Below are 14,265 nucleotides of genomic sequence, written 5' to 3' on the forward strand. Positions count from 1 at the left end.
GTGCGGAAGGTGCCGTGGGGCTGTTCGGGGGTGCCCTCGGAGCGGGGGAAGAACTCGTACCAGGCGCCGTACAGGGCGCGTTCACGTTCGACCAGCAGGGGCATCGGGTCGGAGGAGGTGACCAGTTCCCGCAGCGGATGGCGGGCCAGCACCGCGTCCACCTCCGGCGTCAACGCCGCCGCCAGCCGGGTGGCCACGGGCAGCGTGTCGTCGAGCAGGGCCGCCGAGGCGGCCAGCAGCACCGAGCGCCCCGAGGCCCCCGGCACGCCCGCGGCGGCCCGCCGGTACAGCTCGGCCCCCTCCTCGAGCACGAGGCCGGCGTCGATGCCGGCCGGGATCTTGATGCGCGCGTGGTGCCGCCAGGTGGAGACGGGGTCGCTCCACGCCTCCACCCGGTAGGTCCAGTTGCCCGGCGCGCCCGGGGTGACCTCGGCGCCCCAGCGGTCGCTGCCGGGCGCCAGCTCCCGCATCGGCGTCCACGGGCCCGGCCGGCCCTCCGGGTCCTTCAGCACGACGTTGGCGGCGACCGCGTCGTGGCCCTCCCGGAACACGGAGGCGGAGACCTCGAACGTCTCTCCCGTCACCGCCTTCGCCGGCCGCCTGCCGTGCTCCACCACCGGGTGGACGTCCCGTACCGGGATACGTCCGATGCCCACGGTCGTAGTCATCCGTTCTCACCTCCGCCGTGCTCGGGGCCGGGCGGGCGCCCGGCCGATGGGTCAGGCCGCGCCGGAGGGGGTCATCGGCCCCGACGGGGCCAAACGTTCCGGCTGCTCCTGCGCATGGGTGACCAGGTTCGTCCGCAGATACCTCTCGGCGGCGTCGGCGGCCTCGCGCGCGCACCGCTTTCCCATCAGCACGCAGAGGGTGTAGCCGGAGTCCTCGAAGGTGGTGCGGACCGTGACGTCCGTCGGGGACACCAGCATCGAGCGTTCCCAGGCGCGGTAATGCCGCAGCTGCCGGGCGACTTCGCTCTTCGCGGGGAGCAGCATGGCCGGTCACCTTCCGGACGGTCCGGTAGTACGGACGATCGAGTTCTTCACACATGGTGCACGGGTGGTGACGCCCCGTCTTGTTGGATCTTCAACCTTTCCTTCGCTCGCCGACGCCCCGCTTTCCCCCTGTTTGCGGGGGTTCGGCGCTCGTGTTGCACGAATGGACTACCGCTCTCACTCTGGAGTGACTCAGAAGCGATCAGCGCTCACGCTTCGTGATCGGGGAGCCCGTCCCCCAAGGGACGGGAGGAGCGGGAGCCTTCGCGGTGAGGAGCCACGACGATGAAGACCGCAGTGCCCTGCTACTACCACCTCGACGTGGAAGTGAGCCCGGAACGGGTCGGACAGGTCAGGCGCATCCTGGCCGCTCACCTCCGGTTCTGGAACCTGGAGAACCTCGTCGACCCCGTCTGCTCGGGTGCCGAGATGCTGCTTCGGGCGATCGACGAGCACGCGAGCGACAAGAACACGTCGATCGAGATGTGGTGGAACCACCAGCACCTCATCACGGCCGTAGCGGGCAACGACCACGCCCTCCGCCCCGACCAGGACCTGCGCACCTGCCTCCAGCACCTCGCCGCGCACAGCGACGGCTGGGGCTGCTGCGCCACCGACACCGGGGCGAAGGTCATCTGGTTCTCCCGGCGCGCCCGGTCCGCCGAACGCGTCCCGCTGGTGGCCACGTCACCGGAGCCGATCACCCAGGAGGGCCTGGAAGTGCCGCGCGAGGTCATGCCGGTGGCCCGGCTGGCCCGCCCGGCGGCCGGCGTACTGGAGGAGGCCCGGTGACCCGCGAGAGGCCGAACTGGAAGGGGTCGCCCGTGTGGAGCGGGCTCCCCTACCCGCTGGGCGCCGTCTTCGACGGACAGGGCACCAACTTCGCGCTGTTCAGCGAGGTCGCCGAACGGGTCGACCTGGTGCTCGTCGACGACGACGGCACCCACAGCACGATCGCGCTGCCCGAGGTCGACGGCTTCGTCTGGCACTGCTACCTGCCCGGCGTCGGCCCGGGGCAGCGGTACGGCTACCGGGTCCACGGTCCGTGGGCCCCGGCGGTCGGCCACCGCTGCAACCCCGCGAAGCTCCTCCTCGACCCCTACACCCGCGCGGTGGACGGGCAGGTGGACAACCACGCCTCCCTCTTCGAGCGGGCGCAGGGCAGGGCCGACCCGGGCGACAGCGCCGGGCACACCATGCTGGGCGTCGTCACCGACCCCTACTTCGACTGGGGCGACGACCGCCCGCCCAGGCGCCGGTACGCGGAGTCCGTGATCTACGAGGCGCACGTCCGCGGGCTCAGCCGCACCCATCCCGACGTCCCGCCGGAACTGCGCGGCACCTACGCCGGGCTGGCGCACCCCGCGGTCGTGGAGCACCTGACGTCCCTCGGCGTGACCGCCGTGGAGCTGATGCCGGTGCACCAGTTCGTGCACGACGGCGTGCTACAGGACCGGGGCCTGTCCAACTACTGGGGCTACAACACCATCGGCTTCTTCGCGCCCCACAACGGCTACGCCGCCCACGGCACCCGCGGCCAGCAGGTCACCGAGTTCAAGTCGATGGTCAAGACGCTGCACGAGGCCGGCCTCGAGGTGATCCTCGACGTGGTCTACAACCACACCGCCGAGGGCAACGAGCAGGGCCCCAGCCTCTCCTTCCGGGGCATCGACAACGCCTCGTACTACCGCCTGGTGGACGGCGACTGGCAGCACTACTACGACACCACCGGCACCGGCAACAGCCTGCTGATGCGGCACCCCTACGTCCTCCAGCTCATCATGGACTCGCTGCGCTACTGGGTGACCGAGATGCACGTCGACGGCTTCCGCTTCGACCTCGCGGCCACCCTGGCCCGGCAGTTCCACGAGGTGGACCGGCTGTCGGCGTTCTTCGACCTCATCCAGCAGGACCCGGTGATCAGCCGCGTCAAACTGATCGCCGAGCCCTGGGACGTCGGCGAGGGCGGCTACCAGGTCGGCAACTTCCCGTCGCTGTGGTCGGAGTGGAACGGCAAGTACCGGGACGCCGTACGGGACTTCTGGCGCTCCGAGGAACACACCCTCGGCGAGTTCGCCTCCCGGCTGACCGGCTCGTCCGACCTGTACCAGCACAGCCGGCGCCGCCCCCGCGCCAGCGTCAACTTCGTCACCGCGCACGACGGGTTCACCCTGCGCGACCTCGTCTCCTACAACGACAAGCACAACGAGGCCAACGGCGAGGACAACCAGGACGGCGAGAGCCACAACCGGTCCTGGAACTGCGGCGCCGAGGGCGCGACCAAGGACCCGGCCGTCCGGGAACTGCGCGGCCGCCAGCAGCGCAACTTCCTCGCCACACTGCTGTTCTCCCAGGGCATCCCGATGCTCTGCCACGGCGACGAACTGGGCCGCACCCAGCGCGGCAACAACAACGCCTACTGCCAGGACAACGAGATCTCCTGGATCGACTGGCGGCTGGACGACGAGCAGCGCGCCCTCCTGGACTTCTCCCGGCGGGTCATCGCGCTGCGCGCCGCCCACCCCGTGCTGCGCCGGCGCCGGTTCTTCCTCGGCGACACGGTCACCCGCGAGGACCAGCCGCTGCCCGACCTGGTGTGGCTGCTGCCGGACGCCACGGAGATGACGGACGCCGACTGGCAGCGCTCCGACGCGCACGCCGTCGGCGTCTTCCTCAACGGCGACGCCATCGCCGAACCCGACCCGTGCGGACGGCCGGTCGTCGACGACTCGTTCCTGCTGCTGTTCAACAGCCACTGGGAGGCCGCCGACTTCCGGCTGCCCGGCGCGGCCTACGGAGAGCGCTGGACGGCCCTGGTCGACACCGCCGACCCCGAGGGCGTCCCCGACGAGGCTGAGCACAAGGCGGCCACGGTGGTGACCGTGGAGCAGCGCAGTCTGGTGCTGCTCTCCCGGCCGTCCCGCACCGGCCGGTGAGGTCAGCTGTCGAGGCGGCGCGCGGTCACCGTGAACTGCGCGCCGTCGGCGTCCCGGAGCACGCCCTCCTCGCCGCTCAGGGAGAGCACGCTGCCCCCGTGCAGCTCCGCCGCCCGGGCGCACGCCCCGACGTCGTCCACCGCGAAGTGGACCTGCCAGTGCGGCCGCACGGCCGGGTCCGGGGCCGCCTCCAGGGCGCCGGACTCGATCCGGGCCACGACGTCGCCCTGATTGCGCAGGACCACCTCGTCGCCCTCGTACCGGACCTCGCAGCAGCCCTCGCCGGACGCCCAGTCGAAGATCTCGCCGTAGAAGATGGCGGCGTCGAAGGCGTCACGCGTGTGCAGCCGGATGAACGCGGGGCGCGACATGCGCCAGGCGTCCCACTCGGTGAACAGCTCGCCCTCCCAGATCCCGAAGGTCGCGCCGTCCCGGTCGGCGAGCAGCGCCGCGCGCCCGGGCGGCAGGGAGATCGGCCCGACCGCGGCGGTCCCGCCGCGCTCCTGCGCCCGCGACACGGCCTCGTCCGCGCTGCGCACGGCGAAGTACGGCGTCCACGCCACCGCCATCTGCCACATCGCGGCCACCGCGGCGATCCCGGCGACCGGCACCTCGTCGGCCAGCGCGATGCGGAAGGGCTCGCCCAGCTTGCCGGGCCGCCACCGCCAGCCCAGCACGGCGGAGTAGAACTCCTCGGTGGCCTTCAGGTCACGGCTGGTGAGACTCACCCAGCAGGGCGCCCCGTACACGGAGTGCGTGGACATCAGGCTGTCCGCGCCGGCGGGGTGGGTCATGTCGTGGTTCATGGCAGTCGCGTCCTGGTCTCGTCCACCGGCAGCCACCGGCTCCACACCAGTGTCCGGCCGGGAGTGCGGCGGGCGCCTGCCGAGTACCCCGGCGGCGACGCCGAAACGGTGGCGCGGGAGCCCCGTACGGCCCAGTGGCGGGACGCCCCGGGGGTCGCGACCATGGAGGCGGCGCAGCGGTCCCGCGCGGCACAGGCGGCGGTGACCCGCCGGATCCGGAGGTGACCATGTCCACGGACACGGGCTCGGACCAGGTCCTCCAGCTGCAGGAGCAGGTCCGGCAGCTGAAGGAGGCGGTCGTCTCGCACGCCGTCGTGGACCAGGCCATCGGGATGATCGTCGTCCTGGGCCGGGTCGCACCCGACCAGGGGTGGATTATCCTGCGCGAGGTCTCCCAGCACACGAACGTCAAACTCCGCGACGTCGCGGAGACGATCCTCGTCTGGGGGCGCACCGGAGTGATGCCGCCGCGGATACGGGCCGCGCTGGAGGACACCCTGGACCGGCAGTGCCCCACCCGTGTTCCCGGCGCCCCGCCGGAGCGCTGAGACCTCTCAGCGGGCCTCCGTCAGGATCTCCTCGCGGATCCGGTCGAAGCAGCCCGTGAGCAGCCGGGAGACGTGCATCTGCGAGATGCCGAGCTGCTGCGCGATGCGGCTCTGTGTCATCCCGCCGAAGAAGCGCAGGTAGAGGATGGTGCGCTCGCGCTCGGGCAGCGCCTCCAGACACGGCCGGACGGCCACCCGGTCCACCACCGCGTCGAACGCCGGATCGGGACCGCCGAGCGCGTCCCCGAGGGCGTACCCGTCGGTGCCGGGCATCTCCGCCTCCAGAGACAGGGCGGTGAAGCACTCCAGGGCCTCCATGCCGGTGCGGACCTCGACCACGGTCAGCTGCGCGTGCTCGGCTATCTCGTCCACCGTCGGCGCCCGCCCCGGCGTGGTCTGCGCCAGCTCCTTGGCCGAGCGGCGCACCCGGTTGCGCAGGTCCTGGATCCGGCGCGGCACGTGCAGGGTCCACATGTGGTCGCGGAAGTGCCGCTTGATCTCGCCGGTCACGGTCGGCACGGCGTACGCCTCGAAGGCGTGGCCGCGTTCCGGGTCGTAGTGGTCGACGGCCTTGACCAGCCCGAGGGCCGCCACCTGGTAGAGGTCCTCCAGATTCTCACCGCGGCCCCGGAAGCGTACGGCGATCCGCTCCGCCATCGGGAGCCAGCTCCGGATCAGTTCGTCCCTCAGCGCCTGGCGCTCGGGTCCCTCGGGCAGCCCGGCGAGCCGGTCGAACGCCGCGGCGGTGTCGGGGGCGTCGTCGTGCGGATGGGGCTTGGTACGGCCGGCGACACGCATCACGCGCACCTCCCTCGGCAGGGGTGCTGGCAAGTCCTCGTACTTATGGATACTGAGCGCGATTGGGCCGAACGGCCACTCGAACGGCCGCGGGCCGGTGATCGGCACGGCCGGGGGGGCCGGAAGTGATGTGCGGCACGCTCCCCGTGATCGTCCGGCGCGGGCCCCGGCGGATCCTTCCTGGGCAGCGCTTGATCACCGATCAAAAGGCACGAAATCCCTGGCCACAGCGCATTCCGCTCATTTGACAGTGCACTGAGCGCACAGATAGGAAGCAGCGTCGAGAGGTCGAGAGGGGCACCGTGTACGAGCCGAACGTGGTCGGGGACTGGCAGGAGTACGACGAGCACGCCGGTCTGCGGGTCCGCGTCCACCGTCTTGAGCCGGCCGAGCCGCCGCGCGGGCGCGACGACGCCGCCGAAGGGCTGACGTACTTCTGTGTCCGGGTGACCGTCGAGAACCGGGGCGCCGGGCACCTCGGCATCCACCTGGAGGACGGCCAGATCGACGTGCGGATCGGCCCCGACGGTGAGAGCGCCTTCCTCGACTGGCGCAACTCCCAGTTCATCGAGGGCTTCGACGTCTACCCGCTGCGCCGGGCCACCGCCGTGCTCTACGCGGCCGGCCCGGAGCCGAGCCTCGCGCAGGTGGACGTCCAGGTCCAGTTGCGGGTGGACGAGGAGTGGGCCGACCGCCGGCTGTGGAGCGGCGGCCTCGGACTGCCCGACCCGGCCGCCGGGGCCGCCCCGGGCGCGGTGCGGGGTGAGGAGCTGGCGCACCAGGTGAGCGCCTTCCTGCGGGGGCAGGCGGAGGAGGGCTCCGCCTGATCCGCCGGGCGGGCGCGGCCGGGCCGCGGCGCCTCAGTGCGCGATGCCGTCGATGATCTCGCGGGCGCCCTGACGCAGCAGCGCCACGGCGACCGAGGTGCCCAGGGTGGCCGGGTCGAGCCGGCCGGCCCACTCGTGGGCGTTCAGCCGCGTCTTGCCGTCCGGGGTGAACACACAGGCCCGCAGCGAGAGTTCCCCGCTCCGGTCCACGCGGGCGTACCCGGCGATCGGGCTGTTGCAGTGCCCCTGGAGAACGTGCAGGAACATGCGCTCCGCCGTCGCCTCCCGGTGCGTCCGGGGATGGCCGAGGCCGCTGACCGCGTCGATCAGCGCGGCGTCGTCCTCGCGGCACTGGAGGGCGAGGATGCCCGCGCCGATCGGCGGCATCATCGTCTCGGGGGAGAGGACCTCGCTGACCACGTCCCGGCGGCCGATGCGCTCCAGGCCGGAGACCGCGAGCAGCAGCGCGTCCGCCTCACCGGCGGCGAGCTTCGCCAGCCGCCGGTTGGCGTTGCCCCGGAACGGTACGCACCGCAGTTGCGGGTGGGTCGCGGCCAGCTGCGCGACGCGGCGCACCGAGGAGGTGCCGACGCGGGTACCGGCGGGCAGCTCGTCCAGGGTGAGCCCCTCCGGGTGGACGAGGGCGTCCCTGATGTCGTCGCGCTCCAGGAAGGCGGCGAACACCGTGCCGGCGGGCAGTGGCCGGTCGGCGGGCACGTCCTTGACGCAGTGCACGGCGAGATCGGCCTCGCCCGACAGCAGGGCGGCGTCCACCTCCTTGGTGAACGCGCCCTTGCCCTCCACCAGCGACAGGTCGCCGAGCCACTTGTCGCCGGTGGTCTTCACCGGGACGACCTCGGTGCGCACGCCGGGGTGGAGGGCCGCCAGTTCCCTCCGGACGCGCTCGACCTGGGCGAGGGCCATGGGGGAGTCGCGCGAGACGATACGGATCAGTTCGGCATCGGACATGCGGACACGATAGTGCTCACCGGGGAGTCCGGGTCGCGTGGTTCGCCCGACCGGCCGGGTGCCGTCCGTCTCCCCGGGCGCTTCGTTCGGGCGTCCGTCCGTCAGGCGTTCGGGTCGAAGGGGATGCCGGAGGGCTTGGCGGCCGCCAGGTGGGAGGCGAAGCTGCCGTCCTTCAGGCCGAAGTTGGCGCTGCCGAAGTCGTGGGAGGCCAACTTGTCGCGCACGCCCGCCGGGTAGCCGTTCCAGCCCACCAGTGCCGGGTACTGCCAGCCGCCCTCGTGGTTCTCCGGCGGCTCGTCGCCCGCGGTCGCCAGGCGGAAGCAGTGGGTGCCGATGCCGTCCTTGTGGTAGACGATCTTCGGGTGGGTGCCGTCGAAGCGGACCGCCGAACGCGCGTGCACGCTGAACGAGCCGTGGTTGGAGGTCGAGACGTACTCCACCGCGCCGTCCCGCACCCACACCACCACGTGCTCCCAGTCGTGCCGGTGGCCGCCGAGGCTGCTGCCGGGCAGCGCCTGGTCCTTCTCGAAGTACAGGCCGTACATGTAGGCGCACCACCCGTTGTTGCACTTGGCGCGCGAGTAGCCGTTGGTGTTGTCCAGGTCGGCGGCGTCCCGGCAGTTGCCGCCCAGCGCCCCGGTCGGGTTGAGCCCGCCGTTGACCGTGCCGTCGGCGCCGATGGCCGGCGTGGGGTAGCAGCCGTCGGTGTCGTAGTCGTAGGCCGGCTGGTACGTCTGTTCCGCGCCGTCCGCGTTGGCGGGCAGTCCGGGCGGCGGGGCGGCGAACGCGCTCGTGGGGAAGGCGACGACGAGGGCGAGGGCGCCGAGCGGTGCGGTGAGCCATCTCAGGTGACGGGGGGTGGCGGTACGCGAGGGCATCGCGTTCTCCTCTGCGGGCGCAGCCCAACGGCTGTGGGGGGAAGGGGAGTTCAGGGTCCCGTCTTTTCACTCCCGCGCCAAGGGCGCCCGGGCGTCACCGCGGTGAAGTGCTGCCCAATGGATGATGCTCCGTCACGCGTTCATCCCGGGTCGTCCGGAATGTCGGCCGCCGACTCCTCGGGCGCCAGGTCCGGGCGGAGCCTGAGCCAGGACGGCTGGCGCAGCATGCCGTCCCGGGTGCGGGTGCTGTAGCGGACCTCGCCGACCAGCCGGGGGACGACCCAGCGCGCTCCCGGCACCGCCGGCACCGGGTCGAAGGGGCAGACGTCCGTGGCCGCCGCCCCGAGCAGGGCCGCCAGTTCGGCGCGCTCGGCCGCGCTCCAGCCGGTGCCGACGCCGCCGACGTAGCGCAGCCGGCCCCCGGCGCGCTGGCCGACCAGGAGGGCGCCGGGCAGGCCCGTGAGGCGTCCTTTGCCGGGCAGCCAGCCGCCGACCACGACGTCCTCGCTGCGCATGTTGCGGATCTTGATCCAGGCGCGGGAGCGGACCCCCGGTTCGTACACCGAGTCCAGCCGCTTGCACACCAGCCCCTCCAGGCCGTGCTCGCGGGTGGCGCGCAGGGCCTGTGCGCCGTGGCCGACCAGCGCGGCGGGGGTGGACCAGGCGGGACCGGCGAGGCCGAGGTCCGTCAGCCGCTCGCGGCGGCTGGTGTAGGGCAGGCGCAGCAGGGATTCGCCGTCCAGGTGCAGCGCGTCGAACAGCACCAGGTGGACGGGGACCTTGGCCGCCCGGTGCGCCGCCCGCGCGGGGGCGTGCGCGAGGCCCATCCGGGACTGGAGCAACTGGAAGTCGGCGCGGCCCTGTTCGTCCAGCGCCAGCACCTCGCCGTCCAGGACCGCGGGGGTGGCGCCGAGGGCGGTGGCGAGCGGTGCCAGTTCGGGATAGGCGGCGGTGATGTCGTGGCCGGAGCGGGCGCGCAGCAGCAGGCTGCCGTCGCCGGGCAGGTAGACCACCACCCGCTGGCCGTCCTGCTTCGTCTCGTAGGCCCAGCGCCCGTCCAGCACGGCGGGCGGCAGGACGCCGGGGGTGGCGAGCATGGGCGGGATCTGCGGCAGCTCCACGGGTCAGTTCTCGACGCTCAGGGCCGCCGTCACGCGCCCCGCCCGCCAGGTTCGCCTGAACGGCGCCGGTCCCGCGCAGGGGCCGGCGCCGTCGCCGTCAGTGGGCGGTCGCGGCCCGCGCCGTGGCGCCGTCGGCCGGTGCCGGGTGCGCCACCCCGGCGGAGGGGCGGTGGCGCGGGATGAACGAGGCGAGCGCGAAGGCGAGCACGGCGGCGCCCGCGCCGATGCCCATGACCACCTTGAACGCGTTCTCGGAGGGCAGGGCGAAGCCGCCGAGCGTGACCGTCATCTGGGCCAGGATCACGCCGGCGATGGCGCTCGCCACCGAGGTGCCGATGGACCGCATGAGCGTGTTGAGGCTGTTCGCGGCGGCCGTCTCACTGGCCGGCACCGCACCCATGATCAGCGCCGGCATGGCGCCGTAGGTGAAGCCGATGCCCGCGCCGATGACGCAGGAGACCAGCACCAGGTGCCAGACCTCGGACATGAGCACGATGTTCAGCCCGTAGCCGCCCGCGACGATCAGGGCGCCGATCATCAGGGTCACCTTGGGGCCCCGGGTCTTGGAGACCTTCGCGGAGACCGGGGCGAACGCCATCATCACCAGCCCGGACGGCGCCATCACGAGGCCCGCGGTCAGCAGGGACCGGCCCAGACCGTAACCGGTGGCCTCGGGCAACTGGAGGAGCTGCGGAAGTACCAGGGACATCGCGAACATGGAGAAGCCGACTGCTATCGACGCCAGGTTGGTGAACAGCACCTGGCGGCGGGCGGTGGTGCGCAGGTCGACCAGCGGCCGCGGGGTGCGCAGCTCCCACCGGCCCCACACCAGCAGGATCACCGCGGCCGCCGCGAACAGGCCGAGGGTGGTGCCGCTGCTCCAGCCCCAGTCGGCGCCCTTGGAGATCGCCAGCAGCAGGCAGACCAGACCGGCCGCCATGCCGATGGCGCCGGGCACGTCGAAGCGGCCGCCGGTGCGCACCGCCGACTCCGGCACCAGGGCCAGCACCAGCACCAGGGCGACGGCGCCGAGCGCGCCGGAGACCCAGAACAGCATGTGCCAGTCGAGGTTGTCCGCGATCAGCGCTGCGGCGGGCAGGCCGAGCGCGCCGCCCACCCCGAGCGAGGCGCTCATCAGGGCCGTGGCGCCGGCCAGCCGCTCGGCGGGCAGCTCGTCGCGCATGATGCTGATGCCCAGCGGGATCACGGCGGCGGAGAGTCCCTGCATGGCCCGTCCGACGACCATCGGGACCAGGGTGTCGCTCAGTCCGCAGATCGCCGAGCCGGCGATCAGCAGCACCAGGCTGAGCAGCAGCATGCGCCGCTTGCCCGCCATGTCGCCGAGCCGCCCGACGACCGGGGTGGCCACCGCGGCGGCGAGCAGCGTGGCGGTCACCGCCCAGGCCGCGTCCGAGGCGGGCGCGTCCAGCAGCTTGGGCAGCTCCGGGACGATGGGGATGACCAGCGTCTGCATCAGCGAGACGACGATGCCGGCCAGCGCCAGCACCGCCACCACGGCGTTCGGCCGCGGTGCGGCGGGGGAAGCGGGCATGGGTGAGCCTTTCGGGCGATGAGCGCGAGAGCCTGAGCGGCGACTTTTAAGTCAGTCGCTTGACGTATCGTACGGGGCGGGGAGCGGGCACGCCCGTCCGGGGCGCGCGACGGCCCGGCGCCGACGCCCCGTAGGCTTCCGTGAGAAGGCGCCGCATGGCGGCGGACCTGCGACGACTCGAGGGACCGGTCGCCGCCGGCCGTAAGGAGAGTCCCGGCGCGGTGGTGATCATGGCGGGCAGGACGGTCCGGACGGAACAGGTCAGCGCGACCCGGCAGCTGATCCTGACCACCGCCGAGCGGCTGTTCGCCGAGCACGGCGTCTACGCCGTCTCCAACCGGCAGGTCAGCGAGGCCGCCGGCCAGGGCAACAACGCCGCGGTCGGCTACCACTTCGGCACCAAGTCCGACCTCGTGCGCGCGGTGGCCAAGCGCCACTCGGTCCGCGTCGAGGAGCTGCGGGCCCGCCAGCTCGCCGTCCTCGGCGACTCCACGGACCTGCGCGACTGGGTGGACTGCCTGGTCCGGCCGCAGTTCGACCATCTGGCGGCGCTGGGCGGCCCCACCTGGTACGCGCGGTTCTGCGCCCAGGTCATGACCGACCCGGCGCTCCGGGAGATCATGGTCGAGGAGTCCCGCGCCTCCCCCTCGCTGCGCGAGATCATCGCCGGACGCAACCGCTGCATGCCCGCCCTGCCGGACGAGGTCCGCGCCGAGCGGGGCGACATGGCGCGCCATCTCATCGTGCACGTGGCGGCCGAGCGGGAACGCGCCCTCGCCGAGGGGCGCCCCACGGCGCGGGCCGGCTGGCGGGAGGCCGCCGACGGGCTGGTCGACGCGATCGTGGGCATGTGGCTGGCGCCCGTCACGCCCCGGGGGGCGACGGGCGCGCGGTGACGGGCGGTCGGCCTCGCCGCCCGTCCTTACCGTCGAGTAATATCGCGCGGCAGGCCCCCAGAGGAGGAACCGTGTCCCGGTCCGAACGCTCACCCCTGCTGCTCGCCGGTCTGCTGGCCACCGCGGGCGCCGCCCACTTCGCCCAGCCCCGCACCTTCGACGCGACCGTCCCGCGCTCCCTGCCCGGCTCGCCCCGGGCGTGGACGTACGCCAGCGGCATCGCCGAACTCGCGCTGGCCGCCGGCGTCGCCCTCCCGCGCACCCGCAAGGCGGCCGCGATGACCGCGGCAGCCTTCTTCGTCGGAGTGTTCCCCGCCAACGCCAAGATGGCCTGGGACTGGCGGCACCGACCCGCGCCCCTGAGGGCCGCCGCCTACGGCCGGCTGCCCGTGCAGGTGCCGCTGGTGCTGTGGGCCCGCAGCGTCGCCAAGGGCAGCGAAGGCCGGTCATGAGCCGTACGCCCGCCGTCGGCGACACCGTCGAGGACTTCACCCTGCCCGACGAGACCGGCACCCCGCGCCGCCTGTCCGAACTGCTCGCCGACGGCCCGGTCGTCCTCTTCTTCTATCCCGCCGCCCTGACCGCCGGCTGCACCGCGGAAGCCTGTCACTTCCGCGATCTCGCCGCCGAGTTCGCGGCCGTCGGCGCCCGCCCCGTCGGCGTCAGCGGCGACACCGTCGAGAAGCAGCAGGAATTCACCGGACGCCACACCCTCGGCATGCCGCTGCTCTCCGACACCGACGGCCGGGTCCGCGAGCGGTTCGGGGTGAAGCGGGGGTTCAGCATGGCCCCGACCAAGCGGGTCACCTTCGTGATCGGCCGGGACCGCACCCTGCTGGAGGTCGTGCGCAGCGAGATCAGGATGAACACGCACGCCGACCGCGCCCTGGCCGCCCTCCGGGCGCACGGGACCTGACGGGGCCGGTCACACCCCGTCCCGGTTGATACCGCTCCGTCCAGGGATGATCCTGGACGGATGGAGGAAGTCTCCGCCGCGATGACCGTCGACCCCCGCGGAAGGGTGACGGGGTGGAGCGACGGCGCGCGGCGGCTCACGGGGTACCGGGCCGAAGAGGTCGTGGGACGCGCCGCGCGGGAGCTGCTGGCGAGGCACGTGCCCCCCGGCACCCTGCCCGGCACCGCCGAGATCCGGCACCGGGACGGGGGCACGGTGCTCCTGCGGCTGCGCTCCTGCCCGCTGCTGGGCGCCGACGGCGAACCGCTCGGCCACGCCGTGACCGCCGTCCCCCAGGGCCCGGGGCGTGGCCTGATCGAGGAGGCCGTCCAGCAGGCGTCCCTGTCGATGGCCGTCCTCGACCACGAGCTGCGCTTCCTGCACGCCAACGACACCACCTGCCGAATGATGGGCCGCCCCGCCGAAGAGCTGATCGGCCGCAGCTTCCCCGAGACCCTGGCCCGGACCGGGACCGGCCGGGGAACCTTCCTGCACCACCTGCGGCTCGCCGCCGAGCGCGGCCGGCCCGTCCAGTACGAGAGCTACTCGCAGGCCCCCGCCGGCACCAGCCCGCACGCCTGGACCGTCGAGATCTGGCCGGTCCACGACGCGTCCGGCGCGCTCGCCGCCGTCGCCGTGGCCGCGCTGGAGAGCACCGAGCAGCACCGGGCGCGGGAGCGGCTGGCGCTGCTGAACGCCGCCGGCGCGGTCGGCAGCACCCTCGACGTCGTGCGCACCGCCGAGGAACTCGTCGGTCTGCTCGTGCCGCGGTTCGCCGGCTTCGCCACCGTCGACCTGCTCGACTGGACCCTCGGCACCGACGAGCCCGTCGCGGTGGCCACCGAGGACGGTGAACTGCGCCGGGTGGCACACGCCTCCGCGACAGAGGGCTTCCCCACCCCCGCCGTGCACCTGGGCGGAAACGAGGTCTACCCGCCCTACGCCCCGCCCGCCCGCGGGATGCAGGAGGGCCGCGGCGGCGTCAGC

Annotated in this window: 17 protein-coding genes; 9 read left to right on the forward strand and 8 right to left on the reverse strand. The window is 73.2% G+C overall.

Features of this window, described 5'->3' with window-relative positions:
- Both DMH12_RS31505 and DMH12_RS31510 read right to left on the reverse strand, forming a co-directional pair.
- Positions 1–668, reverse strand: a 668-nt coding sequence (locus DMH12_RS31505; RefSeq protein WP_125494806.1) for a maltotransferase domain-containing protein, incomplete at its 3' end; no start/stop codon positions are given.
- 51 nt (positions 669–719) lie between these two features.
- A complete protein-coding gene (locus DMH12_RS31510; protein ID WP_125494807.1) occupies positions 720–992 on the reverse strand; it encodes a DUF5133 domain-containing protein in 273 nt (90 codons plus the stop codon).
- A 285-nt stretch (positions 993–1,277) separates the two neighbouring features.
- Between DMH12_RS31510 and DMH12_RS31515 the strand changes: the two genes are divergently transcribed.
- Both DMH12_RS31515 and glgX read left to right on the forward strand, forming a co-directional pair.
- A complete protein-coding gene (locus DMH12_RS31515) occupies positions 1,278–1,784 on the forward strand; it encodes a pep a2 (protein WP_125494808.1) in 507 nt (168 codons plus the stop codon).
- Positions 1,781–3,928 carry a glycogen debranching protein GlgX gene (gene glgX, locus DMH12_RS31520; protein ID WP_125494809.1) on the forward strand — a complete coding sequence of 716 codons (2,148 nt, stop codon included), beginning with the start codon at positions 1,781–1,783 and terminating at the stop codon, positions 3,926–3,928. Before DMH12_RS31515 ends, glgX begins: the two co-directional genes overlap by 4 nt.
- Positions 3,929–3,930: 2 nt before the next feature.
- Here the strand turns inward: glgX and DMH12_RS31525 are convergent, their stop codons facing one another.
- A complete protein-coding gene (locus tag DMH12_RS31525; RefSeq protein ID WP_185832665.1) occupies positions 3,931–4,734 on the reverse strand; it encodes a VOC family protein in 804 nt (267 codons plus the stop codon).
- On the opposite strand from DMH12_RS31525, the gene DMH12_RS39280 reads away from it, so the two are divergent.
- Entirely contained in the window at positions 4,726–4,959 is a 234-nt protein-coding gene (locus DMH12_RS39280) for a hypothetical protein (RefSeq protein ID WP_185832666.1), read from the forward strand. The two genes, DMH12_RS31525 and DMH12_RS39280, sit on opposite strands and share 9 nt — an antisense overlap.
- 2 nt (positions 4,960–4,961) lie before the next feature.
- Positions 4,962–5,282, forward strand: coding sequence for an ANTAR domain-containing protein (locus tag DMH12_RS31530; RefSeq protein ID WP_185832667.1), 321 nt, complete (start codon positions 4,962–4,964; stop codon positions 5,280–5,282).
- A gap of 6 nt (positions 5,283–5,288) precedes the next feature.
- Here DMH12_RS31530 and DMH12_RS31535 read toward each other — a convergent pair whose 3' ends face one another.
- Positions 5,289–6,080 (reverse strand): SigB/SigF/SigG family RNA polymerase sigma factor, encoded by a 792-nt coding sequence (locus DMH12_RS31535; RefSeq protein ID WP_064726236.1) that lies wholly within the window; start codon positions 6,078–6,080, stop codon positions 5,289–5,291.
- Between the two features lie 302 nt (positions 6,081–6,382).
- Here DMH12_RS31535 and DMH12_RS31540 point away from each other — a divergent pair, with 302 nt between their 5' ends.
- Positions 6,383–6,907, forward strand: coding sequence for a hypothetical protein (locus DMH12_RS31540; protein WP_125494812.1), 525 nt, complete (start codon positions 6,383–6,385; stop codon positions 6,905–6,907).
- A gap of 33 nt (positions 6,908–6,940) precedes the next feature.
- On the opposite strand, the gene hemC is transcribed toward DMH12_RS31540, so the two are convergent.
- The 4 genes from hemC to DMH12_RS31560 form a co-directional block, all read right to left on the reverse strand.
- Entirely contained in the window at positions 6,941–7,876 is a 936-nt protein-coding gene (hemC, locus tag DMH12_RS31545) for a hydroxymethylbilane synthase (protein ID WP_125494813.1), read from the reverse strand.
- A gap of 101 nt (positions 7,877–7,977) precedes the next feature.
- Positions 7,978–8,754: an NPP1 family protein gene (locus tag DMH12_RS31550; protein WP_125494814.1), complete on the reverse strand. Its 777-nt coding sequence runs from the start codon at positions 8,752–8,754 to the stop codon at positions 7,978–7,980.
- Between the two features lie 140 nt (positions 8,755–8,894).
- Positions 8,895–9,875 (reverse strand): non-homologous end-joining DNA ligase, encoded by a 981-nt coding sequence (gene ligD, locus DMH12_RS31555; protein WP_125494815.1) that lies wholly within the window; start codon positions 9,873–9,875, stop codon positions 8,895–8,897.
- Positions 9,876–9,972: 97 nt separating this feature from the next.
- The gene (locus DMH12_RS31560; protein ID WP_125494816.1) at positions 9,973–11,427 is read right to left on the reverse strand and encodes an MFS transporter; all 1,455 of its coding nucleotides are present in this window, start codon (positions 11,425–11,427) and stop codon (positions 9,973–9,975) included.
- A gap of 230 nt (positions 11,428–11,657) precedes the next feature.
- Between DMH12_RS31560 and DMH12_RS31565 the strand changes: the two genes are divergently transcribed.
- The 4 genes from DMH12_RS31565 to DMH12_RS31580 form a co-directional block, all read left to right on the forward strand.
- Entirely contained in the window at positions 11,658–12,323 is a 666-nt protein-coding gene (locus DMH12_RS31565; RefSeq protein ID WP_125494819.1) for a TetR/AcrR family transcriptional regulator, read from the forward strand.
- Positions 12,324–12,394: 71 nt separating this feature from the next.
- Positions 12,395–12,775 (forward strand): DoxX family protein, encoded by a 381-nt coding sequence (locus tag DMH12_RS31570; RefSeq protein WP_125494817.1) that lies wholly within the window; start codon positions 12,395–12,397, stop codon positions 12,773–12,775.
- A complete protein-coding gene (locus DMH12_RS31575) occupies positions 12,772–13,239 on the forward strand; it encodes a peroxiredoxin (RefSeq protein WP_125494818.1) in 468 nt (155 codons plus the stop codon). The genes DMH12_RS31570 and DMH12_RS31575 overlap by 4 nt, the downstream gene beginning before the upstream one ends.
- Before the next feature lie 60 nt (positions 13,240–13,299).
- Positions 13,300–14,265, forward strand: a 966-nt coding sequence (locus DMH12_RS31580) for a PAS domain-containing protein (RefSeq protein ID WP_260474410.1), incomplete at its 3' end; no start/stop codon positions are given.

Origin of the sequence: Streptomyces sp. WAC 04229, from assembly GCF_003947455.1 — a bacterium.
Classification (GTDB): Bacteria; Actinomycetota; Actinomycetes; order Streptomycetales; family Streptomycetaceae; genus Streptomyces.